At 35.9% G+C, this 24,318-nt stretch carries 18 protein-coding genes; 6 read left to right on the plus strand and 12 right to left on the minus strand.

The annotated features are described in order from the left end of the window. Window positions 1-44: 44 nt before the first annotated feature. The 7 genes from P2086_RS17665 to P2086_RS17695 form a co-directional block, all read right to left on the minus strand. Window positions 45-623: a hypothetical protein gene (locus tag P2086_RS17665; RefSeq protein ID WP_317898090.1), complete on the minus strand. Its 579-nt coding sequence runs from the start codon at window positions 621-623 to the stop codon at window positions 45-47. An 80-nt stretch (window positions 624-703) separates the two neighbouring features. After that, complete coding sequence (locus tag P2086_RS17670) at window positions 704-1,357, minus strand: porin family protein (protein WP_317898091.1); 654 nt, start codon at window positions 1,355-1,357, stop codon at window positions 704-706. A gap of 258 nt (window positions 1,358-1,615) precedes the next feature. After that, the gene (locus tag P2086_RS17675) at window positions 1,616-3,235 is read right to left on the minus strand and encodes an ice-binding family protein (protein WP_317898092.1); all 1,620 of its coding nucleotides are present in this window, start codon (window positions 3,233-3,235) and stop codon (window positions 1,616-1,618) included. A 202-nt stretch (window positions 3,236-3,437) separates the two neighbouring features. Next, a complete protein-coding gene (locus P2086_RS17680) occupies window positions 3,438-4,190 on the minus strand; it encodes an ice-binding family protein (protein ID WP_317898093.1) in 753 nt (250 codons plus the stop codon). Window positions 4,191-4,458: 268 nt separating this feature from the next. Beyond that, window positions 4,459-6,258 carry a PAS domain-containing sensor histidine kinase gene (locus P2086_RS17685; RefSeq protein ID WP_317898094.1) on the minus strand — a complete coding sequence of 600 codons (1,800 nt, stop codon included), beginning with the start codon at window positions 6,256-6,258 and terminating at the stop codon, window positions 4,459-4,461. A gap of 2 nt (window positions 6,259-6,260) precedes the next feature. Next, complete coding sequence (locus tag P2086_RS17690; RefSeq protein ID WP_317898095.1) at window positions 6,261-7,277, minus strand: substrate-binding periplasmic protein; 1,017 nt, start codon at window positions 7,275-7,277, stop codon at window positions 6,261-6,263. 379 nt (window positions 7,278-7,656) lie between these two features. Beyond that, window positions 7,657-8,217: a hypothetical protein gene (locus P2086_RS17695; RefSeq protein WP_317898096.1), complete on the minus strand. Its 561-nt coding sequence runs from the start codon at window positions 8,215-8,217 to the stop codon at window positions 7,657-7,659. A gap of 279 nt (window positions 8,218-8,496) precedes the next feature. Here P2086_RS17695 and P2086_RS17700 point away from each other — a divergent pair, with 279 nt between their 5' ends. Further along, window positions 8,497-9,807 (plus strand): serine hydrolase domain-containing protein, encoded by a 1,311-nt coding sequence (locus P2086_RS17700; RefSeq protein WP_317898097.1) that lies wholly within the window; start codon window positions 8,497-8,499, stop codon window positions 9,805-9,807. A gap of 235 nt (window positions 9,808-10,042) precedes the next feature. Here P2086_RS17700 and P2086_RS17705 read toward each other — a convergent pair whose 3' ends face one another. Together P2086_RS17705 and P2086_RS17710 are read right to left on the minus strand one after the other, a co-directional pair. Next, window positions 10,043-10,609, minus strand: a complete 567-nt coding sequence (locus P2086_RS17705; protein ID WP_317898098.1) for a hypothetical protein — start codon at window positions 10,607-10,609, stop codon at window positions 10,043-10,045. A gap of 170 nt (window positions 10,610-10,779) precedes the next feature. Beyond that, window positions 10,780-13,680, minus strand: coding sequence for a T9SS type B sorting domain-containing protein (locus P2086_RS17710; protein WP_317898099.1), 2,901 nt, complete (start codon window positions 13,678-13,680; stop codon window positions 10,780-10,782). A 365-nt stretch (window positions 13,681-14,045) separates the two neighbouring features. Between P2086_RS17710 and P2086_RS17715 the strand changes: the two genes are divergently transcribed. From P2086_RS17715 to P2086_RS17735, 5 genes are all read left to right on the plus strand, one after another. Beyond that, a complete protein-coding gene (locus tag P2086_RS17715) occupies window positions 14,046-14,441 on the plus strand; it encodes a hypothetical protein (protein WP_317898100.1) in 396 nt (131 codons plus the stop codon). Between the two features lie 140 nt (window positions 14,442-14,581). Next, entirely contained in the window at window positions 14,582-15,664 is a 1,083-nt protein-coding gene (locus P2086_RS17720; RefSeq protein WP_317898101.1) for an efflux RND transporter periplasmic adaptor subunit, read from the plus strand. Between the two features lie 23 nt (window positions 15,665-15,687). Beyond that, on the plus strand, window positions 15,688-18,891 hold the full coding sequence (locus tag P2086_RS17725; RefSeq protein WP_317898102.1) for an efflux RND transporter permease subunit: 3,204 nt from the start codon (window positions 15,688-15,690) through the stop codon (window positions 18,889-18,891). Continuing rightward, entirely contained in the window at window positions 18,884-20,317 is a 1,434-nt protein-coding gene (locus P2086_RS17730; RefSeq protein WP_317898103.1) for a TolC family protein, read from the plus strand. The genes P2086_RS17725 and P2086_RS17730 overlap by 8 nt, the downstream gene beginning before the upstream one ends. Window positions 20,318-20,477: 160 nt before the next feature. Next, entirely contained in the window at window positions 20,478-22,568 is a 2,091-nt protein-coding gene (locus tag P2086_RS17735) for a T9SS type A sorting domain-containing protein (protein ID WP_317898104.1), read from the plus strand. Between the two features lie 86 nt (window positions 22,569-22,654). Here P2086_RS17735 and P2086_RS17740 read toward each other — a convergent pair whose 3' ends face one another. The 3 genes from P2086_RS17740 to P2086_RS17750 form a co-directional block, all read right to left on the minus strand. Next, window positions 22,655-23,140 carry an SRPBCC family protein gene (locus P2086_RS17740; RefSeq protein ID WP_317898105.1) on the minus strand — a complete coding sequence of 162 codons (486 nt, stop codon included), beginning with the start codon at window positions 23,138-23,140 and terminating at the stop codon, window positions 22,655-22,657. Between the two features lie 48 nt (window positions 23,141-23,188). Further along, window positions 23,189-23,635 (minus strand): SRPBCC family protein, encoded by a 447-nt coding sequence (locus P2086_RS17745; protein ID WP_317898106.1) that lies wholly within the window; start codon window positions 23,633-23,635, stop codon window positions 23,189-23,191. A gap of 125 nt (window positions 23,636-23,760) precedes the next feature. Next, window positions 23,761-24,237: a DinB family protein gene (locus P2086_RS17750; RefSeq protein WP_317898107.1), complete on the minus strand. Its 477-nt coding sequence runs from the start codon at window positions 24,235-24,237 to the stop codon at window positions 23,761-23,763. Between the last annotated feature and the right edge of the window lie 81 nt (window positions 24,238-24,318).

Here is a 24,318-nt window from a genome sequence, read left to right on the forward strand (position 1 = left end):
TATTTTTTTTATTTGTTTGTTTGTTTTTAATTTTTAACGCTTACTTATAAATGAACCGCTAGTCCAAAAGTGGATACACCAGTAGAAAGATCAAGAAATAACCCAAGTTTTTTAGTCATGTGAAACTCAGCACCAATATGAATGTCAGCGTAAACATTACTGTTACTGTGATTTATTTTTGTATCGCCGTAATAACCGCTTTCCCAAACAGTGCTGCGAATAGCAACACCAGCAGAACCTGCAGCGTAAAAATCCCATCGGTTACTCGCCTTCAACAATTCGTCAAAATAGTAGGTTACCTTTACACCAACGGGTATAACGGTTTGTCTATATCTGTAATCACGATAAGCGTTTTTTGGTCCGCCCCAGTAATAATAATTTTCGTAAGTGTAAAATGAAATAGAAGGTGCTACAGTTAAATTTTTTATGACATCGAATTCAAAATCAGCATGCAATACCGGCGTATTTTGATTAATGTAACCGTAGTAACCAATTCCTATACCAAGATTCAGTGTGTTACCAAACTTTTCTGGATAAGTTTTTTCTTCTATTGCATCTTGTGCTGCAACTTTTGTTCCAATTAGTATAATAAAAAGAACTGTTGTTATTAAATATGTTTTCATGTGATATTTTAGTTTTTGATTAATTCATTATTAGTTATATGGTTTGCGCAAAAATTTGCAGCTCAACATTCTTAAAATAGTTACTCCGAATAAAAGCGGTAGCCAATTGTTGCTTGGTACCAAACATTTTTATAACGTGGTGTCAAATCTGATCCACTACCAATATTACTTTGCACGTCCCAACCCGCTCTAACCCCTACAACAAAATGCTTCATGGTAAGATCAGCGCCTAAAACTGCACACAGGGTATTCTTCCGTCCATTTTCATTTTGAAAAGCAAGTTCCTGCGCAATGGTTGTGGTACCATTTTTAAATTCGTCTTTTTGTTTTACTAAAAACGAAAGTTGAGGTCCTGCAAGTAGCGTTAAAAATTCACTTGGTTTAAAAGCAAAGAAAACAGGAATATCAATATAGCTCGTAGTTCTTGTTAGAATATATGGACCATCAAGGATACTTCCGGTTGCTTTAAATCCTTTTTGTGAAAAAAGTATTTCTGGTTGAATTCCGATTAACTTGCCAATTGGTATTGCAAAAAATAAACCTCCTGCAAAACCTAGTTTTGATTTCGCGACAAATTGATCCCCTTTCGAATCGTAAACGTTCGAATAATTTACTCCTGCTTTTGCGCCAAGTGTAAAACGTGAACGGAAGTCCGTTGTGTTGTTTTTATCTTGTGCAACTGCTGAAAACAAAGCGGCAAAAGTTATAGCGGCTATTAGTGTTATCTTTTTCATAATAATTTTTATTAGTTATTTGTTTCTTTGTAGTACAAAGATTCACAAACAAGCCGCCTAATCCATTACACAACTCTTGCATTAACTTACATCTTTCACTGTTTTTATCTATGCTACTAAATGCATCACTTTACTTTTTATGATAAACCTAATAACACCTAAACGCTTAAAGCCATTAGGATCTTCAATAAACGATTTACGATCATAAAAAAAGCCTCCCCGGAAAACCGAGAAGACCTTTTCACCCACAAAGAAATTTTACCTAGAAACTAATTTTCCTGATTGAATAATTTCTTCGCCGAGAAATAATTTATAAAAATATATTCCTGAGCTTAGATTAGCGGTATCAATTGTAGTTAATGCTTCTGAAATTTTTATACTCATCATTTCTTTTCCTACAACATCATAAATTTTCAATTCATGATTTGGATTTAACGAAGCATCATTAACACTTATGTTTAATGACGTATTAAATGGATTAGGATAAATTGTAACAGACGTATTTAAATCACCAAAACTTTTAATGCCTGTGGGAACGTTAACACACGTACTTGGGATAACAGCTGTTATAGCAAATGTGCTTAAAGCTCCACTGGTGGTTAAAGCTCTTCCATCAAGCATAACTCCTGTATTAATAGCTCCCAAAGCTGCGTTGTTACAAATAATAGTTCCTCTAAACACGCTGTAGTCATTAATATCCACCGCACCTTCTATTTTCCAAAACACATTTTTAGATTGTGTACCATTAATTAATTTTACTTTAGAATACGTTGATGTAGAAAACGCTCCGTTCACTTGCATAACAAAAACTGCATTCGCATTTCCCATAGCATTTAAATACAGTGTATCAACAAATGTTGCAGCACCACCCATGCGGTAAACATGGGGAGTAAGAACCAGACCTAATCCAAACTGTGCAGGATACAAAAGTTCAATATCGTAAGGCAATGTATTTAAATAATTGTAAGCAACTAATAAATCAGCCGCGCACTGTGCCGTGGCCACATCAGGGATTGGATGAACCGTTCCTGTAACTAATAAAGGATTAAAACCTGTTGTAGAACCGTTGTTAGTTCCTACATCTCCTGTAATAGTGGAAACACCGCTATTATTTACTGCACCATCACTCGAAAAAATTGCATAACAAGCAGCTGTACCTAAATTCGGAGCTGCTGGACCTGTAAGTAATGGACTTCCACAACCAACCGGTGTATAAACAAGTGCTCCATCAATAGAAACTGCACCAGTAGTAGAAAGTGCTCTTCCTTCAAGTGTGTCGCCTACATTTATATTGATTGCTGCATTATTCGCAATAATAGTTCCACGCATGGTTGAACCAGATGCCATACTTACTTGACCTTCTACTTTCCAAAAAACATTACAGGCAAGTGCACCGTTAACTAACTTCACCTTTGATGAAGCTGCAGTTGATAATGCCCCTTGTATTTGAATTACAAAAACCGCATTCGGATTCGATTGCCCATCTAATTTTAATTCTAAATTTAAACTTGCATTACCTGAAATGGAATAGATACCTGCGTTTAAAACTTGACCATTACCTAACAAAGGCGCCGGAAAAAACGTAGGCACTAATGCATTTAATTGATTGTAAGCAGCTAGTACGTCGGTAGCGCATAGAGCACTTGCTCCGTCGTTATCGTGCATTACACCGTTTACATTTCCAAATGCAGTACTTGAACCATTGTTTGTTCCTACATTTCCTGTTACCTGAGATAATCCTGTATTACTCACTGCTCCGTTCGAAGAAAACAATACGAAATTTGCTGCGCTACCTAAATTAGGTGCTTGTGCAAATTGTATCATTGGACTTAGAAGTAATGCTAAGAACAAACTCTTTTTGGTATTTTTTGTTTTCATGATTTTAGTTTTAATGTGGATTCATTTCCACGGATCAAAGTGAGTAATTTTTTGAACCATACATCTTACATCGTATTTATATTAGTTACATATTTCACTGATAAGGTATTCATTCGGAAATACATGTAATATAGGAAGGGCTTTACAGAAATACTGTAAAGCCCTTTAATTAATAAACTGAGCCGAATTAGCCCTAAAAATTCTAATTCACAACTGAATTCCCTTCAAGTGTTACAGCACCCGTTCTTGCAAGTGCTCTGCCATTAAGCGAAGCGCCAGTGTTAAATGAAATAGACTGCATAGCCATAATCGTTCCTTTAAAAACAGAAGTGGTTCCTAATGTTGCAGAACTACCTACTTGCCAAAAAATATTGGAAGCTTGAGCACTGCCAATTAAAATGACTTTGCGATCAGAAGTTGTAGTTAATGCCGAAGCAATCTGAATAATAAAAATAGCATCCTTATTTCCTTTAGCATCAAAGGTTAAATCACCCGAAGAAATCGCTAATGACGAAGTTGATTTATACAAACCTGGCGTTAAGGTTAGTCCACCAATATTACCCGATAATGTTACAATATCCGTTGCGGTTCTTCCTGCAGCATCATTGTAAGCTGCTGTAAGATCTAGTTTCGCTTGGTTGGCGATGGCATCATTAATATGAAGAACACCATTTAATATTCCGGGAGGAAATCCGCCCATTGATGTTCCTGGACTTAATCCCATATCACCTGTAATGATTGTTGCACCAGTATTGGTAATTCCAGTACCCGCAAGAATTGCGATGCTAGTAGCTCCCGCAAGATTTACTGGTGATTGAATAGTCGATTGAAGGGTAATAACATTTGTTGGATTTGTTGGATTAGGAACCGGCGTAACTGTAGTTTTCTTTTTGCAAGCACTTGACATTGCAATTGCTACAATGGCAATTGCAGTAATTATTTTTTTTGATTTCATTTTAGATAATTTTTATCCTGCTTATGGCAGTGCACGTGTGAAAGTGTTTCACAAGACAAAAGTCTGGCATTATCAATCAAAGAAATTACATAAGTGAGGGAATTAGTTACATAAATCGCAGAAATTTTGTAACAAAAACTTAAATAAATTAGTGCATTAGCCTCCTAACTGTATAAGATAATCATTATTTATTTTTTTTAATCGTTGACTGAAATTAAAGACTTAACTTTTATTTCGTAAAAAAAAATCCGATTTGATCTCAGAGAATTTATGAAAGCTCATCACTTATTAAAGTGGAATCTTCTATAGGAATCTGCAAACTAATTTGAGTTCCTTCACCAGGAGAACTCGTAATCTTAAATTCCGCTCCTAATAAATTAGCTCTGGAAGCCATATTTCTTAAACCGTTACCGCCAGCACCATTTAAACAGCTTTTAGATGCCATGTCAAATCCGATACCGTCATCGATAACACTTAATTCTAAAAATTCAGCGTCTTGAATAAGATTAATGATGAGCACACTTGCTTTAGAGTACTTTAAGGCATTGTTTATTACCTCTTGAATAATTCTATAAAGCGTAATTTCAATAAAAGAAGAAAATCTCTGTTCTTGTATGTTGGAGTTAAAATTTGCCTGAATAACATCCATTCGGTTGATTCCATTAGTCAGTTGATTTACCGAAGGGTAAAGGCCATATTCATACAGAAAAGTAGGCGAAAGATCTTTTGAAACTTGTCTTAATTCCGAAATCACTTCGTGAACAAGTGATTTAGTGTATTCAAATTTATCATTTTCAGCATTCTCTAAAGAGGAGTTTATGCCTTCCATACTCAGCTTAATCGCCGTCATCATTTGTCCAATTCCATCATGAATTTCTCTTGAAATCCGTAATCTTTCTTCTTCCTGACCTTCAATGAGTGAAAGAGCCCTTAGCTTTTCAGCTTCTTTTTCTTTCTTGTAATTTAATTCAGTGAGCTCATGAAGCTTTGTCTCGTTTTCTCGTTCAATAGTGAGGTCAATACCGACACCACGCATACCAATTATTTTACCATCTAGCAATATTGGCAAGGAATAAACCCTAGCTGGAAAGGTCACAAAAGCCTGTTTAACAAAATTGTATTCATTTCCACCGGAATTTTTGGTTCCATTCAGAATATTTGCTGCATTCAACGCTGCACGTTCTTTATCATCAGAACTAATAAAATCTAAAATTGAAAGTCCTCTTTCTAAATCGTCATTGTTATATCCAAACATTGCAAGACCAGTCTTATTAATAAAAGTGAGTTTCCCATTAAGGTCTGTTTCATAAACCGACACTGGTAACAAGTTAGTCATATCTTTAAATCGCTTTTCACTTTCTTCCAGTTTTTTATAATTACTACCTAAAGTTGTAACCATTTTTTGAAGTGAAAGTCCAAGATTCTCGGGCTCCTTGAAAAACTTTTTCTTTTTCATTGGATTTGAATTGTAATTCTCAAAATTGAAAGCCAATGCATATTGCTCCAAATATTTAAGTGGTTTAATGACAATGGTAAAATAAATGTATACTACTCCACTAATCAACAAACCAATCACTAACAATATAAAACTCCCAAGAAACTTGGTTTCTTTTTTTAATTCTTCCAGTACAAATTGACTAGTTCCATTAATAATTACCTTTCCTATATTTTCATCATCATAAGAAATTTCAGCGCTGAGTATTATTGCATCTGGTTTAGGCACTGCAATTGTTCTTACAATTTTTAATTCCAAAGACGCATCTCGAACGATCGACAAACGTGTTTTCTCAATATCATTTAGTTCAATGGAAACGGCGTCAATACTTTTATTTTGCAATCCGCTTTTTAAAACATTTTTTATTTGATCCTCATCAAAGTTCCATACAGCTACTGATAGACCTTTTGAAAGCTGATTAACAGTAGTTTCTAAATTTTCATTTAATTTTTCTAATTCTAGTTTCTTAAGATGATTATAATAAATCGTTCCAAAAATACCAAAAGAGAGTAAGGTGAATACTAGTAGCGATACCAGCGAAACCAGGCTTATTGAAATTTTTGACTTATTCATTGTTATTTGCGACTAATTGGGTTGTACCAAAGACTCAGATCCGAGAATGGTGTTTCTGCAACAAGAAAAGGGTTTTCAACTTTAAATATTTTCCTTTTTCGTAAATTCAAAATTTGTGTCTTTTTACCGTGGTATCTATTAAAAATCGAATCATAACTACCATCCTTTATCATCATCCGCATTCCCTCTTCTGCACGCTTTTTAAGTTTTAAGCCTTTTTCATTTTTCGAGAACCAAAAATACATCGGTAATGGATAATAAAGTAACAGACTGTCTTCTATTTTTAAATTCTTAAACTCCTTACTCCTCAAATTAAACTCATCTATAATCTCAACCGCCGACCTTGAAAACACATCGAATCGTTTATTTGCCAACATTTTAAAAAGTCCTTCGTAGCTAGAGCCTGTAACTACATTAAACTTGTTGTGTTCGAGAATACTCACGTCTATCCAACCATACCCCAAACCAATTGACAGTTTTCTGAAATCTTCCAAAGTTTTGATTCGATTAATTTTTTCTTGGTCCTCTTTTCGAATTAACATAACACAATAACCACCTAAATTTTTGTCAACCGGAATTCGTATTGGCAACAAGTCTCTTTCCAATTCTTGCGTGGTCCCCAAATACATAATGTTAATTTCTTTTGAGCCCTTTTTAATTTCGTGCAACTGACGTCTTTCAGTCATAAATTTTGCTCGTGTCATTTTATAAAGTCCGTACTTTTTTTTAGTCTTTTCTAAGGCTGTTTTTAGTATTTCCCAGTGATAACCGTAACGTTCATCCTTTTCAGATTCAGGAGCATTATATATATAGTTCATTACTTTATTTTCAGAAGTAGTGTCTATTAAACATAATTTTCTTTGTTTAAACAAATAAGAAGAATCATTCTTAAAATAATTATTGCTTTGATTTGAAAATAAACTTGGCGAAAGGCAAATACTTAGAGCACTAACTGCAACTAAAATAATAAATAAGAATTTGAACTTAAAGTGATTGTATTTTATTTTACTTTTAAACATTAATTTCTTTATTTTATTCACTTTCCAACTGGTTTATAAACTTCGGAAATCTTTAAGATAACTTCTTTAATTTTTGCACAAAAGTACTCTTTAAACTGAGCAATTGCAATGTATTTTAAGGCCAAATGGATGCGCCTCCATTTCTAAACAATTAATTCAACCTTTACATAACTAAACAATTTAGGCGAAAATTAGAAATAAAACCATTACCTCAACATCATTATGAAAAACTTAACACGGCGCTGTATCCAGCGTTTCACCAACATAAAATTTATTTAATTTCAGGTGGCAAGTATATAAACGTAGTGCATTTCTAACTAAAGCAAAAAAACCGAAGCGATTTTCATCTGCTTCAGTTTTTAATTTTTGTATAAAGAATCTACTTTTTTCCAGAAAGGCTAAACGTTTTACTCCCGTCTTTCCAGGTCTTTGTAGCAATATCATCGCAGGTGCCATCGCCGTAATCAACAGTAGAAACCCATTTACCATCTTTAAAATATTTAATAATTCCTTCTACGATGTATTTACAGTTCTCGGTTTTTACAAGTGGTTTTACAATTTTTTTATCATAGTCACCTTTCTTATCCTTTGAACATTTTTTCGACATATCGAATTCTTCTGTTTTTCCATTCATAGTTTTTGTTGCCCATGAGTCCATCTCACCATCACCGTAATTCACAACGGCTGCTATTTCACCATTAAGTGAATACTCAATTGTACCCTTTGTATAAAATTCATAATCGATAGGCTTTTCAAGCGTAACGCTTACTTTCGATTCATAGTTCCCAGACTTCAACATTAAATCTGGTGACTCGTTATCCATGTCACTCATGTTTTTATCGTCACTATTTTTTTTATCGCAAATCCTTTTTCCGCAAGTCGCAAAAGTTAAGGAAAACACAAGTGCAATAAAGGCAATGGTTTTAAATTGATTTTTCATAGTTTATGGTTTTAAGTAAATGTAGTGTATTAGTCTATACTAGTCCTATTTTTTAACCTTTCGATTTAAGCCAATCACCGAAATGCTCTAAATGATTTCTTGTTCTTTGAAAAATCAAATTACTCAGATCAAAAAACACACCTTCTTACTTCGGCCGGGGATACTTAATGCATAGATCAACATATATCCGAGCATTATAATAAGGTCTAAAAAACAGTATCTTAGAGTGCAAATAAAATTAAACCTTTGCAAAAAAGTTACGTCGAAAAAAATATAAAAATGAAAAAAATAGTTTTACTCGCACTAATCAGTTTTACAAGTGCATTTCAAATATCAAAAGGCCAAAACCTCTATTTCCCGCCATTAAGCAGTGCTGCCAATTGGGAGACCATTTCTCCTACTTCGTTGGGCTGGTGTCAAAATAGAATTGATAGCTTATATACTTTTTTGCAACAGCAAGACACCAAAGGTTTTATAGTGCTAAAAGATGGCAAAATAGTTTTAGAAAAATACTTCGGAACATTTACAACTGATAGTTTATGGTATTGGGCATCAGCCGGAAAAACAATTACTTCCTTTTTAGTTGGTAAAGCTCAGGAAGAAAATTATTTGTCTATTAACGATTCCTCGTCAAAATACTTAGGAGCAGGCTGGACCAATTGCACATTAGCACAGGAGGGTAAAATAAAAATCAGAAATCAACTAACAATGACATCCGGCCTTGACGATGGTACCGCAGATAGTTATTGCACTCTCGACACTTGCTTAGATTATTTAGCGGATGCCGGAACTCGCTGGGCTTATCACAACGCACCTTATACACTTTTAGAAAGTGTTATAACTGCCGCAACCGGAACTTCAATAAACAATTACACTCAAAACAAATTAACACTAAAAACTGGCATTTCAGGAATTTGGGCGTTTAGTGGGTATAACAATGTTTTTTTTAGTAAAATCAGAAGTATGGCTCGTTTTGGTTTATTAATGCAAAATAATTGTATTTGGAATACGGATACCTTACTGTATGATGCAGCCTACATCAACCAAATGACAAATACTTCGCAAAATCTGAATCTTTCATACGGCTATTTGTGGTGGTTAAATGGAAAATCATCCTTCATGGCTCCATCCACACAATTTGTTTTTCCAGGATCATACGCTCCTGCTGCACCCAGTGATATGTTTGCAGGACTTGGAAAAAACGGACAAATTGTTAGTGTCTCTAAAAGCGCAGGTTTAGTGGTAATTAGAATGGGTAATCAAGTAGGTAATACTGAAGTGACCACGCAATTATGCAACAGTATTTGGGAAAAACTAAATGCGGCGATCTGCAACCTAACTTACCTAAATGAAACTAGTTCTAATCAGAATAGCATTTCAATCTTTCCTAATCCAGCTAATTCAGTAATAAATGTTGCCTTGCCTTCCGATGAAAGTTTTCAGATTGAAATTCTAAATCCAATTGGCGAAACGATTTTCAAATTGGTAAATCAAAATAAAATTGACATCTCCAATTTCACAAACGGACTTTATCTTATCTCTGTCAAACAAGGGCAAAATATCTATTACAAAAAAATCATCAAACGCTAGTTGTGAACCAAAACTTAGCAAGAGTTTGCAAATCTGAAAGATTCACTTGGGATAAGATTCTGGTCAAGTCCTGGGTTCAAAAAGATCAAATCTAATCCTATTGATTCTCTGGAAGTTTTCTTAACATTCTAATCATCTGAAATCATCCAAAAAGCTCAATGAATCCGGCCATCCCGGTACAACAAAGAAAAAGCGTTCTAATTATTAGAAAGCTTTTTTATTTTAATCTTAAATTTTATTTTTTGCCCTTACCTCCACCGTGGCCTTCGCCATGATCACTACCATGACCATGCTGTTTAGAGCCCTGCGATTTGCTTTGAGTGTTAGTACCGCCATGATTTTTGCTACCATGATCGTTGTTCGTTTTTCTATCCGAATGATTGTTCGAGGAATTGTTTTCATGATGGTTTCCCTTTCCAGGATTTTGACCATAGGTTTTTTGTGTGCCATGGCGATAACCTTTTGCATATTTACTTTTGTGTTGCTTAAAATGATCGTATGGACGGTCACCTCTGTAATCGCTCAGAACAACTTTATAACCACTATAAAGATCGTAATGCTGGTGACGCCCTGGTAAATGTGCTCTATGAATCCATACGCCATCTCCAAAATATATAAACATAGACGATTGAACATCGTAATAAGCCTCAACGTCGGGTAAATAATAATAGCGAACCTCAGTGTATCCAACAGGACCCCATTGTGGTGGCGGCCCAATATTGACATTTACGGAAACCTGCGCCTTTGTTGCGTATCCTAAAAATAGGGCTATACCGATAATAATTAATTTTACTGCTTTCATTTTGTTTTTATGTTTGAAGCAAAGATTGGTTTGATTAATCAGTAAAGCATTACACAACGTTTCAAGTTACTTACATAATTACTTCATTTGATCATTAAAAGATTGAAGCGGAAATTGAAATTGGAATCAGTAAAGAATTAGTCGATTCATCTTAAACACAATAGCAATGTTTAACGAATCAAGGAAATATTTCCTTTTTTATTGAGAATTATTGAGTCGAATTGTTTTGCCTTTACCACATACACAAATACTCCCGCACCAAGAGGAGATCCTTTATAAATACCATCCCAACAAAAACTAGGATCAGACGATTCATAAACAAGCTCTCCCCATTTATCGAAAATTAAAATATTAAACTCTCTCATGCAAAAACTCCAACCTTGTAAACAAAATTGATCGTTATTACCATCTCCATTCGGAGTAAATGCATTTGGAAAAGAATAATCTGCATCCGTATCACAGGTGATTATCAATTTCACACAAGCACTGTCTAAACAAGAATTTAACTCTGCTATAACACAGTACTTGATCGTTTCGGGCGGCGTGGCAATAGGATTGCTGCAATCTACACAGCTTAAATAGTTAGCTGGACTCCATGCATAGGTTGAACCACCACTTGCCTCCAGTGTAATGACTGTTCCTGGACTTATAGTTGCACTCGGAGTTAAGCTTAATACCGGCGCAGAAAGAATCTCAACAGTTGCCGCACTTAAAGCAGCTATGGTGCATCCGCTTGCAGCAAGCGAATAGTTTACAAGGTATGTGCCCGACTGTGCAGAGGCCATGTCAATTTCTCCGCTAACTTTATCAATCTGTAATTTAACCGAAGAATATACGCCGCCAGGATTAAAATTATTAGGGGTAACGGTAATCAGATTGTCGCTTTTTTCACATACAGGTGTTTTATATGAAAAATCAGTCGTAGGTGTTTTTGTTTGAACAGTAATTACAACAGAATCCATTCCTACACAAGTTTTCGCATCCATGCCTTCCACCGTATAAGTAGTTGTAATTGTAGGCGTAATAGCAAGCGTAGTTTCACGCGAACCGCCTGTCCATTTGTAATCCACTGCTCCGCCCACAGTAAGTGTTACAGCAGTACCTGGGCAAACTGTTCTGTTCGGACTCACTAGAAGATCAGGTTGTTTTATACGCACGGTTATGGTTTTTTTCACAACACAACCATTTGTGTTACCCCAAAGCGTGTAAGTAGTATTGGCCGATTGCACAGGATAAATTGTTGCATTCGTTTGATTTGTGCTCCATGAATAAGTGTTTGCGCCTGAAGCAATTAATTTTATTTGATACCCAGGACAAAGTGTGGTATCACCTTTTATAGTCAGCGTTGGTGTTGTATAAACATTAATTGTTTGAATGGATTTATACGGACAAGCATTCGTATCCAAACCAACAACGGTGTAACTTGTGAGCGAAGATGGATTTACTGTAATCGAATTTGAAACTGATCCTGTGCTCCAGGAATACGTTTGTGCAACTGGCGCTGATAGTACAATTGGGTTTCCACTACACACGTTAAAGCCCGCAGAACTTAATAATGGCAATACGCCAATTTTCACTTCTTGTTTCAAAGTATCTGTATTAACACCCCCACAAAAATTATTATAGGTATAGACAAGACTTATTGTGTATGTTCCCTGTCCAGGATAAATGTGCACTGGATTACTTAAAGTTGAAGTATTGAGAGCCGCAGAAGTTGGATCTCCGAAAAACCATTTAAAACTGGTGATGTTATAACCCGTGCTTGTACATCCTGTAACAGTAGTTGTTGGCGGAGAAGGCGCAGTGAAATTTACCTCGTTGCAATTAACAGATCCGTTAACAGAATAAACAAAAGGAAGCTGCGGAGTCTCTGAAATAAAATTAGGTAAACCGTAAGAGCAAAATGCTGGTGCAATGGATTGCCCGTCGGCCACATAGTTACAAGCCGCGCCAGGAAGATTAGGACTAAGTATTACGCCAAGCATTTGTTTACCCGGACGTGCCACATATATTTTTCCATCCTTTGCAAGTTGTAACGCAGAAATTTTAAAAGCAGAGATGTGATACCTCGAGTTACTGATAGCTGTGTTTGATCCTGCACAAAGATCCCATTGATAGATGACTGAATCAACTGCGCCAGAACCATAAAACTTGCTTCCGTCAGGAGAAAATTCACATCCGTAAGGAAAACATACTAATGGACTTGGCACCAATTTAGGGGGCGGTGGCGGAGTTTGACTACTGCTTACCGGCTGCGCAGGAAAAGTGAGTGGTATGCTTAACGATAATTGATTTGAAACAAGTCCTGTTGCATTATCAAAATCATAGATTTCAAAATTTCCAACGGGAGCGTTGCTATAATAAACACCACACGCCAATCGCTTTCCATTTTGCGATATTTTTGCGGAGCCATAAGATTGAAAACTTGTATTCCACTGAGATCCAATTGGAGAAAGAGTGGCGGAACTACTCACTCCTGTTGAAGTTACTAATACCGAGCGAAAAACACTGCTATTATAATCGTGCGTTACAACCCAAGTATCTATTCCATTACAATGCTTTGTACCTGTCAGTTTCTCGCACATGGGTGCATTTATAAGAACATTTTTTGTAGTTACTGAACCCATTCCTGCCGCAAGATTCATATCCACAGTAGAATAACAAAAACTAGACGAACTACCTGATTTACCAAGTGTAAAAACAAAATAAATATTAGCCGCACCTGGTCGTTTTACAATCAATGCAGATTGCGTGGTAAGCACATTACCAAACAAACCAGTTCCGTTAGCCATTATCTGATCCAACTTATTCCATATAGTAACACCATCGGTGTAAAATAATAAATTTCCAAAAGCGTCGGCAACACTCGCCGTTCCTTCTTTGTAACCAGACATTGAACTGGAAGTAATTTGCGTAACAGGATTATTTGTAAAATCTAGTCCAGCAGCAGATCCGAAGTACCATTTTTTATCTTGATTTTGCGAAAAAAAATTGTTTGAAACAAATAGTAAACATGCCAGACATATAAAGCCAGAGAATCTTGTCGTAATGGTATTTAAATATTTGAGCACGTAACTATATTATTCATTATAAGTTAATGTTGGAGATTTTAGTGAGCAAAGATAGGGCTAATTTGGAAGATATGAAAGGTGATTCGCTGCTATTTATTTTTCTACTTATCATAGAGATGCTTACCTACAGGTTAAAATGCTGATAAATTTCTTGGTACTTTTTTTGTTAAGAGATTCCTTTAAATCTTACTTCAAAAATAAAATAATTTGAATAGCAATGGCTGCCGCGTGGTTCAAGTTTATAATTTCATAAATTATTGATCATGAAATCAAATTTATCTCAATACTTAAATTGTTAATTTTAACTAAAGAATATTATCCTTGTTAAAACATCCTTTACTTTTGATCTCTGAAATTATTAGTCCATGTTAACAAACTTAAAAATAAATTCTGCTATCGTCATTTGCGTGGCATTTATCTTTAGAGTTTTATTTGTTAATATTGGTATTATTTCTTCCCTTAGCGCACAACAAAACAAAGGTGCAATAAAATCTCACTTCTCAAGCACAATGAAAAGAAGAAAAATTGTTGAGACTACAGCCAATCCAATAACAGCTGAAAACTCTCCAATGGAACTTTGTGAAGGAGAGTCAAATGAAGAAAATCAATTAAAGTCAACACCTCTAGTTCTCATTCAAATTCTTTACTCCTTTTTTAGTAATAACCTTAAAACGGGACTTGAAAAAACATATTCTTTTTTCGCGTATTCAACTTTTTCCTCTTCGCCTCGCTTTATTGCCTTTCAGGTATTCAGAGTCTGATTTAAATTTTCTTTTTAGTAATAGAAATGGCTGGCATTCGCCTAGCATTTTATTTACTAGTGGTTATTAGCTTTTGCTAAAACCTCGCGCTTATTTCTAAGCGGATCAATAAAATCACAATTAAAAAATCAAAAAAAACTATGAGGAAAATTCTCATTTTAGCGAGTGTATGTACATCGCTACTTTACACAAGTTGCAGTTCAAAAAAAGAAGAAAAGGAAGAAGAAACCAGATTCCTGGTAACTAGCCCCTTAAAAAAAGACACCTTAATCACTAGGAATTATGTCTGTCAAATCCACTCCATTCAGCACATTGAGATGCGCGCTTTAGAAAAAGGTTATCTGGAAAAAATATTTGTAGACGAAGGTCAAGTTGTAAAAAAAGGTCAAATGATGTTTCAAATCATGCCGATGATTTATCAGGCCGAACTACAGAAGGCGCAAGCAGAAGCGGACTTTGCTCAGATAGAATATTTAAATACAAAAAAACTCGCCGATAGCGAAGTAGTATCTCCCAATGAATTAGCATTAGCCAAAGCTAAATTAGATAGAGCAAAAGCAGAAGTATCGCTTGCACAGGTTCACTTAGGATTTACTGAGATTAGAGCGCCATTTGATGGTATCATGGATCATTTTCAAGTAAGGCTGGGAAGTCTTGTTAATGAAGGTGACTTACTTACCACACTTTCTGATAACAGTGACATGTGGGTTTATTTTAATGTTCCGGAGGCGGAGTATTTAGATTATAAAACAAATGCCAAAGAAGAAAATTTAATTAAAGTAAATCTTTTAATGGCAAACAATCAACAGTTCGACTATTCTGGTGTAGTAAAAACAATTGAAGCCGACTTCAATAATGAAACAGGCAACATCGCTTTTAGAGCAACATTTCCTAACCCTAAGGCACTTCTCAGACATGGTGAAACAGGAAATATTCAAATGACAATTCCTATTAAAAAAGCAATTCTTATTCCGCAAAAAGCTACCTACGAAATTTTAGAAAAGAGATTTGTGTATGTTGTAGATAAAGAAAATGTAGTTCACTCAAGAGAAATTACTATCGCCTCAGAAATGCCAGATCTCTACGTTGTTAAGTCTGGACTGGCCGAAAACGAAAGAATACTTCTGGAAGGAATCCGTAAAGTAAAAGACAAGGACAAGATTACTTACGAGTATGAAAATCCTCAAACAGTATTTCCAAAACTGCAAGTGTACGTTGAATAAACCAATAATTTAAAAAAAAGAAAATGTTTAATAAATTTATTCAAAGACCAGTACTCGCAATAGTAATATCACTTGTTATTTTATTTATTGGTACACTGGCAATTAAAACACTTCCTACTTCCCAATTTCCTGAAGTAGCTCCACCCATGGTAATGGTAAGCGCTTCTTACCCTGGAGCAAGTGCAAAATCTCTCGCGGAATCTGTAATCATTCCTTTAGAACAAGCTATTAATGGAGCTTGGGGAATGCGTTACATGACCTCCGATGCAACCAGTGCCGGGGAAGCAAATATTCAAGTAATATTTAACCCGGGGACCGACATTAATCAAGCATTAGTGCAAGTTTCTAATCGCGTTCAACAGGTAACAAATCGTTTACCAACTTTGGTACAAAGGGAAGGTGTGATTATTACTCCTGTTATTCCAAGTATGCTCATGTATGTAAATCTTTACAGTAAGGATAAAGATGCCAACATGAAATTCTTGTTTAACTACGCAGGTGTTAACATGGTGCCTGAACTACAACGTATCAATGGCATTGGACAAGTTAGAATTTTAGGAAGTCGCCAATACGCTATGCGTGTTTGGTTAAACCCTGATCGTATGAGGGCTTACAAGGTTTCACCAGATGAAGTAATGGAAGCACTCAGTGATCAAAGTATTATTGGTAAACCCGGACGTATTGGTAGAGGTGATAGCAAACAAGCAGAAGCGCTTGAGTATGTTTTAGCATACACCGATCGTTTTAATGATCCAACACAATATGAAAATGTAATTATCCGATCTAATCCGAACGGCGAAAACCTTCGACTCAAAGATGTAGCAACAGTTTCATTAGGTAGTGAATATTATGATATTTATTCGAGCATGAACGGACATCCATCTGCGGCAATGGTTATTAAACAAACCTATGGAAGTAATGCCAGTGAGGTGATTGAGAAAGTAAAAGAAAAATTAGATGAACTAAAAAAAACATTTCCTCCAGGAATGGATTATGAAATTAGTTACGACGTTTCTAATTTCTTAGATGCTTCTATTGAAAATGTGTTACATACATTAAGAGATGCATTTATTTTAGTTGCCTTGGTAGTATTTGTTTTCCTGGGCGATTGGCGCTCTACCCTGATTCCAACATTAGCGGTTCCAATATCCTTAGTAGGCGCCTTTTTTGTGATGCAAATTTTCGGACTCACTATCAACATGATTACTTTATTTGCTCTTGTACTTGCGATCGGAATTGTTGTCGATGATGCTATTGTCGTCGTCGAGGCTGTGCATGCGAAAATGGAAGAAGAACATCTTTCTCCTTATAATGCCGTACGAAAAGTAATTGGAGAAATTAGTGGTGCCGTAATTGCCATCACCCTACTCATGGTATCAGTATTTGTTCCTGTATCATTTATGACTGGACCTGTTGGTACATTTTATAGACAATTTTCTATCACCATGGCCGCAGCAATTGTGCTTTCAGGTGTTGTCGCGCTCACTGTAACGCCAGTGCTTTGTGCCATGATTTTAAAAAACAATCATGGTAAACCAAAAAAGAAAACCTGGATGAATCGCTTTCTCGACAGCTTCAACAGAGGCTTTGAAAAACTAACTGGAAAATATGTTTGGCTTCTACGCTTAATTGCTCATCGCAAACTAGTCACGGTAGGCTTATTCGCCATATTTTCGCTTGGAATTTTTGTTATTAGTAATAATCTTCCATCAGGATTTATTCCTAGCGAAGATCAGGGAATGCTGTATGCCATTATTCAAACTCCTCCTGGTTCAACTTTAGAAAGAACCAATGATCTTTCCAATAAATTAGTAGAGCTTATTAAAGATGTTGATGGAATAAAATCCGTGTCCTCTATTGCAGGATACGAAGTGTTAACAGAAGGAAGGGGATCTAATGCTGGAACTTGTTTAATTAATTTAAAACCTTGGTCGGAAAGAAAACACACGGTGACTGAAATCATTCTTGAGCTTGAAGAAAAAGCGAAAGAAATTCCAGGTGCAACCGTTGAGTTTTTTGATCCACCGGCTGTACCTGGCTTTGGAGCTGCTGGTGGTTTCGCCTTACAACTTTTAGATAAAACCAATGGTGGTGATTACAATTTGCTAGAAAAAGTAAAAAACGATTTTATGCACGAGTTGGGTAAGCGCAAGGAATTAACGGGCTTGTTTACTTTTTTCAGTGCGAATTATCCCCAATACGAAATTGAAATCGATAATCAAGCTGCGATGCAAAAAGGAGTGACCATTGGTAACGCCATGAATACTCTTTCCATTTTTGTTGGAAGTACCTATGAACTTGGTTTTATTAAATACCAGCGTTTCTTTAAAGTGTTTGTTCAGGCAGCCCCTGAATTCAGAAGACTTCCATCGGATGTGATGAACCTTTATGTAAAAAATGATCGCGGTGAAATGGTTCCGTTTTCTGCTTTCATGAAAATTAAAAAGAAGCAAGGTGCAAATGAAATTAACCGTTACAACATGTACAACACGGCTGCAATCAGAGGTGGGCCAGCTAAAGGATACAGTAGCGGTGAAGCAATCAAAGCTGTTCAAGAAGTAGCCGAAGCAACATTACCACATGGATTTGATATAGATTGGGCAGCTCTTTCCTATGATGAAACCAGAAGAGGAAACGAAGCTATTTATATTTTTATCATCGTTTTAGTATTTGTGTATTTTGTTTTAGCAGCACAATACGAAAGTTTTATCATTCCTTTAGCAGTCGTATTCTCCTTACCTGCGGGTATTTTTGGGTCGTTTCTCTTCATCAAAGGTTTGGGTTTAGCAAATGATATTTATGCACAAGTCGGCTTAGTGATGCTCGTCGGGTTGTTGGGTAAAAACGCAGTTTTAATTGTAGAATTTGCTGTGCAGAAACAGCGACAAGGCGCCAGCGTAATCGATGCAGCGATAGAAGGTGCAAAGGTTCGTTTCAGACCAATCTTAATGACATCTTTTGCATTTATCGCAGGACTAATACCCTTAGTTATCGCACACGGTGCCGGCGCTATTGGTAACCGAACTATTGGTTCCTCTGCACTTGGAGGTATGATTTTTGGAACGGTTTTCGGTGTCATAATTGTTCCAGGCCTCTATTATATTTTTGGTACATGGGCTAAAGGTCGCTCGCTGATTAAAAATGAAGATGATAGTTCTTTAACCGAAGATTTAGTTCATCGCATGGACGATTTTCCTCAAACAATAGATACCGATGACAATGAGTAATAAAAGAAAATTAAATATAATAGGGATAGCTCTTGCTTCCCTATTCTTTTCAGCCTGTGCTGTTCCGTATTTAGGGCGAAAAACCGAAATCAAAACGGTTCCAGAGAGTTATACTAATTCAAAGGATACACTCAATACAGCAAAAAAAACTTGGAAGGATTTTTTTAAGGATCCTAATTTAAGCGCGCTCATTGATTCTGCTTTGACAAAAAACCAGGAACTAAATATCATTTTACAAGAAGTAAATATTTCAAAAAATGAAATACGTGCCAAAAAAGGCGAGTACCTGCCATCACTAAACATTGGAGTCGGAGGGGGTATCGATAAATCGGCGCGTTACACAAGAAATGGAGCTGTAGATGCAACAACAGATATAATGCCAGGCAAAGCTTTCCCTGACCCTTTACCGGATCTTATGTTAGCAGCGCACGTTACTTGGGAAGTGGATATTTGGAAAAAATTACGGAACGCAAAAAAATCCGCAGTCTTCAGATACCTCTCTACCATTGAGGGAAAAAACTTCATGGTAACGCATTTAATTTCTGAAATAGCGAATTCGTATTATGAATTGTTGGCCTTAGATAATCAACTGAATATTCTTAGACAGAACATTCAAATACAACAAAATGCTTTAGAAATTGTGAAGCTTGAAAAAATATCCGCTAAAGTAACCGAACTAGCGGTGCGTAAATTTGAGGCAGAGGTGCTTAAGAATCAAAGTCGTCAATTTTATATCTTGCAAAAAATAACAGAGACTGAAAACAGAATTAATTTTTTGGTAGGAAGATTTCCGCAACCGGTTGCAAGAAATTCTGAAAACTTTACTAACCTAGTTCCTGATTCGATTCACACTGGTATTCCTACCCAGTTACTTGAAAATCGTCCCGATATTCGTCAGGCCGAAAAACAATTAGCTGCATCTAAAATTGATGTGAAGGTAGCGAAAGCTAATTTCTATCCTTCGTTGAATATTATTGGCGGTATAGGCGCCCAGGCTTTTAATCCACAATTTTTATTTACGTTGCCTGAATCTATGTTATTTTATTTGGCTGGAGAATTAGTTGCACCATTGGTAAACAGAAATGGTATAAAAGCAAAATACTATTCAGCCAATTCTAGACAGATACAAGCCGTTTACAATTATGAACGCACCGTTTTAAATGCGTACATCGAAGTTGCAAATCAGATTTCAAACATCAAGAATTTACAACAAAGTTTTGATTTAAAGACAAAACAGGTTGAAGCTTTAACGCAATCCATTGAAATATCAACGGGTTTATTTAAATCAGCTAGAGCGGATTATATGGAAGTACTGATGACACAGCGTGACGCACTTGATTCAAGGTTTGAATTAGTTGAAACTAAAATGCAACAAATGCATGCGATGGTGAACGTTTATGCTGCATTGGGTGGTGGTTGGAAATAAGTGTTTTTAAATTTGCTCGAATAATTTTAACTCGAAAACCTAAGTGATATAGAATAAGAAACGCAAGAGTAAAACAAAGCCATTCAGAGTGTTTTAATTAAAGGGGTTATTAAAATTTATATTTTTTAAGTAAATTTGAAATACACCAAAAAAATAGCCCTTGAAAAATTATCTGTTTCACCTTGTTTTTCTTATTCTATCAATAAATTCATTTGCACAAAACGAATTTAGCAAATGGTATTTTGGTAGGCACACTGGTTTGGATTTTATGACAAGTCCGCCTTCGGTAATAAACCATACTACACTGAATACTTTTGAAGGCAGTGCGAGTGCTGCCGATGCTGCTGGTAATCTCTTGTTTTATACAGACGGAAGTATCGTATGGAATAAACAACAATTAGTTATGGCAAATGGTACAGGACTGTTTGGTAATGGTAGTACCGTTCAGTCATCGCTCATTGTGAAACAACCTGGCAATTCAACTATTTATTATGTTTTCACATTGGCTTTCCAGGGCACTTCCGATGGACTTCGCTATTCACTTGTAGACATGAGTTTAGCCGCTGGCCTGGGTTCGGTAACCGCTAAGAATATCCCTATTTCAACTCCTTGCACCGAGCAACTCAATGGAGTGAGACATTGCAATGGTGTAGACATGTGGATTGTTACACACGAATTTAATAACAATAATTTTCGATCGTTTCTTTTAAACTCATCGGGATTAAATCTCACACCTGTGTTATCATCAATAGGGCCAGCGCCACCAACTTTTACACCTAATAACTCAGCCTACGGTCAAGGAACAATAAAACTTTCACCGAACGGTAAAAAATTAGGCTTAACCTTTTACAATGGTTCCAATAACAGCGAAGTAGCACTATTTGATTTTGATAAAAGTACCGGGATAGTGTCTAATTATTTATCTTTAATAACAAGTACCGTTAATCATTATGGATGTGAGTTTTCAGGTGATGGAACAAAATTTTATACCGGCACCTCCAATGGTACTTCATCCAGTGTCTTCCAATGGGATCTTTGCGCAAGTTCCAATACGCTCATACACGCATCTAAAACAACTGTCGCTAATCCCGCGTTTTCACACAGTCAGTTTCAACTGGCGCCAAATGGCAAAATTTACATTGTCATAACAAATTCACAAACACTCGCTGCCATTGAAAATCCCAATCTGCTCGGCATCGCCTGTAACTACACACCAATGGCTTTATCCATGTCAACAGGAAGCAATGGCGCAGGTCTTCCGAATTTTTTTGGAGGTGCTTTCAGAAGCCCTCCTCCATATACTTACACTTTCAATACGCTGAGTAGCTGCTTTACAGCTTCCTTCACTGTAGCACCAAGCCCTACCATTATTGCTGGTTGCGGTGCCGCTGACGATTTAATTCAAAGCATTTCCTGGGATTTTGGTCAACCACAAACAGGTGCGTTGAATACGTCCACACTTTCCAATCCTACTCATGATTTTGGTGGCTCCGGCTCTTATCCCGTTAAATTAATTTATCATTACCAATGCGGGGCTGACACCGTTTATAAAAATGTCATCATTACTGGTCCTTTTATTTCAGTGAACAGTAATTCCTGCACAGGATCAGCAACCCTCAATATTTCAGGCGGCTTCGGTCCTTATTCTTATACCTGGTCTCCATCCGCCCAAACTAGTTCAATAGTTTCACTTAACGCTGGAACCTACACTGTTACCGTAAATGACAATGGTCCAAACTGCAACTATTCTATTATCACACAAATAGCAGCGTACCCAAGCCCCACCCTCAACGCACAAAGTATTTCGATTTGCTTACAAACAGCTGGTGTACTAAATGTATCAGGCGCATCCAACTACACCTGGTTTCCGGGAGGTGTTAGTGGAGCTAGCTACACAGTTTCACCACCTGTATCGCAGACATACAGCGTTACTGGAACTTTCACCAATGGTTGTGCTTCTAATGCAACTGTATCAGTAACTGTTCTTAAATGCACTTCTATAAACGAAGAAAATCTAAACAATTCTCATTTAAAAATTTATCCGAATCCGTTTGAAACTGAATTTTTTATTGAAACGGAAGAGGAATTAGAAATAATAATTTTTGATCATATCGGTTGCAAAATACTAAGCCAGAAATTAAACAAAGGTAAAAATGCGATTAATGTAAGTTCACTTAACAGCGGCGTATATCTATTCCAGACATCTGGAAAAAATATCCGTCAAATCAATAAACTGATCAAACTGAATTAGTCCTACTTACTAAGAATTACCAAGGATCTTCGTTCTATCCTATTTATTAAAAAAGTATAGACAAACTCTCTTTCTTCAAACTACTATTATTTCTGCCCAAGCTTTTTTTCGTCCTCTGTCCTTGGTTTTCCGGCAGCATTGGGCTGACCTTTTCCAGTAACAATTAAATCACGCAAACTTTTAGTAATATAAGTTGTCCACGCACCTTTACAAATTTCAAAACACTCGTATTCGGGAACTAATCCAAAATGTGTAAACGAAATTTTTGTTTTATCACCTTCACTTGAAATATCAAAACAAACTTTGGTACCAATCCATTCACTTTTATCTTTGGTAAACTTAAAATAGTTTTCTTCCACTAGCCAAACTACTTTTTTATTCGTCACCAATTCTACTAATTTCATTCTGCAGCGGTGTACATCTTCAAAATGATAATCGAACACATCGTTTAATTGATTTGTTTTGCCTTCTATTTCTTCAGACCACCATCCGCTTACATTTTTAATAGCGCCAAAAGCTACTTCTGGACTCTTTTCTACCAAAATGCTTGTAGTATAATCTTGATTTTGCATGTTTTAGTGTTTTCTAAAATTTATAATTTACTATTTGAATTGTTTAAATTAATTCTTCGCTTTAATTGAAGCTAAAAGTCGTTGCTGTATATATTGATTCCACACAGCAGAACATACCTCGTAACACTCAATTTTAGGTACAAGGCCAATGTGTGTGAAACGAATTTTTGTTTTGACACCCGCCTTTGATATCTCAAAACTAATCTCCGTTCCTGTCCATTCATCTTGTTCTTTTAAAAAATTTAATTTGCTTTCTGTAACCAACCAAACCACTTTTTTATTTGGAATGAGCTCTACTAATTTTTGTTTGGAATAATGGGCCCCTTCACCCGCATGATACGTAAACTCTCCATTCAGTTCAGAAGTTTTACCCTCAATCTTTTCATTGTGTAATCCTTGCCACCATACTCGTACATTAAGAATCGCATTAAAAACTTCTTTTGGAGTTTGATCTACCAAAATGCTTGTCGTAAAATCTACTTGAGTTGTTTTCATTATTTTTTCATTCTTAGTTTTAGTATTTGTGCAGCGCGCCTGGAGCATCCAAATTAAAATGATTACCAGTAAAATAATCTTCCTCATCATAAAAATAAAATTTGGCGGAAATGACTTTATCCTTGTTACATCAAGACCAATTGTCCATTATGATATGCTAGATGACTGACTCTGGTAACTATAATATTTAATTTATTTCGATGCGGTTCTTTTATAAAATCTTCATCCGAAACAGAATTATGCTTCTTGAACCATTCTTCAGCTTTAAGACTCTTAAATAGTTTCGTCATTACCTCATTCTGCTTGCTCCACATAGTCCTCAACTCAGCTGTCGAAGGAATTTCTTTCACCGTTTTGTCCGGAGATTTGATAAAAATCTCTTTTAACTCTGGAAATAATTTTTCACCAAAATTTAAAATCGGCATCATATCATCATGCACTGCAATCAGATGGCCCAGAATATAAATCCCTCTGTTTTTACTTGTGGCAATTTCTTGTTCCAACCGTTCATCACTTAAAGATTTAAATATTTCGTCGCAGCGTTCTATAAGAGAATACCACCTGTCAAATACCATTTTTACAATAATTTGATTTGTTTCCATTTTTTTTAGTTTAGATGTTCAATACAAAGCTATGCTCTATATAACAAAATAATAAGGTGCCAAATAGACTATATAACGGGT

The sequence above is a fragment of the Aurantibacillus circumpalustris genome (genome assembly GCF_029625215.1).
Lineage (GTDB): Bacteria > Bacteroidota > Bacteroidia > B-17B0 > Aurantibacillaceae > Aurantibacillus > Aurantibacillus circumpalustris.

Coding starts and splice junctions, on each gene's coding strand:
- P2086_RS17700 (WP_317898097.1), top strand. CDS start 8,497: ATGAAAAAAATAGTTTTACTCGCACTAATCAGTTTTACAAGTGCATTT.
- P2086_RS17675 (WP_317898092.1), bottom strand. CDS start 3,235: ATGAAAACAAAAAATACCAAAAAGAGTTTGTTCTTAGCATTACTTCTA.
- P2086_RS17695 (WP_317898096.1), bottom strand. CDS start 8,217: ATGAAAAATCAATTTAAAACCATTGCCTTTATTGCACTTGTGTTTTCC.
- P2086_RS17680 (WP_317898093.1), bottom strand. CDS start 4,190: ATGAAATCAAAAAAAATAATTACTGCAATTGCCATTGTAGCAATTGCA.
- P2086_RS17745 (WP_317898106.1), bottom strand. CDS start 23,635: ATGAAAACAACTCAAGTAGATTTTACGACAAGCATTTTGGTAGATCAA.
- P2086_RS17665 (WP_317898090.1), bottom strand. CDS start 623: ATGAAAACATATTTAATAACAACAGTTCTTTTTATTATACTAATTGGA.
- P2086_RS17750 (WP_317898107.1), bottom strand. CDS start 24,237: ATGGAAACAAATCAAATTATTGTAAAAATGGTATTTGACAGGTGGTAT.
- P2086_RS17690 (WP_317898095.1), bottom strand. CDS start 7,277: ATGTTTAAAAGTAAAATAAAATACAATCACTTTAAGTTCAAATTCTTA.
- P2086_RS17685 (WP_317898094.1), bottom strand. CDS start 6,258: ATGAATAAGTCAAAAATTTCAATAAGCCTGGTTTCGCTGGTATCGCTA.
- P2086_RS17740 (WP_317898105.1), bottom strand. CDS start 23,140: ATGCAAAATCAAGATTATACTACAAGCATTTTGGTAGAAAAGAGTCCA.
- P2086_RS17720 (WP_317898101.1), top strand. CDS start 14,582: ATGAGGAAAATTCTCATTTTAGCGAGTGTATGTACATCGCTACTTTAC.
- P2086_RS17725 (WP_317898102.1), top strand. CDS start 15,688: ATGTTTAATAAATTTATTCAAAGACCAGTACTCGCAATAGTAATATCA.
- P2086_RS17730 (WP_317898103.1), top strand. CDS start 18,884: ATGAGTAATAAAAGAAAATTAAATATAATAGGGATAGCTCTTGCTTCC.
- P2086_RS17715 (WP_317898100.1), top strand. CDS start 14,046: ATGTTAACAAACTTAAAAATAAATTCTGCTATCGTCATTTGCGTGGCA.
- P2086_RS17705 (WP_317898098.1), bottom strand. CDS start 10,609: ATGAAAGCAGTAAAATTAATTATTATCGGTATAGCCCTATTTTTAGGA.
- P2086_RS17670 (WP_317898091.1), bottom strand. CDS start 1,357: ATGAAAAAGATAACACTAATAGCCGCTATAACTTTTGCCGCTTTGTTT.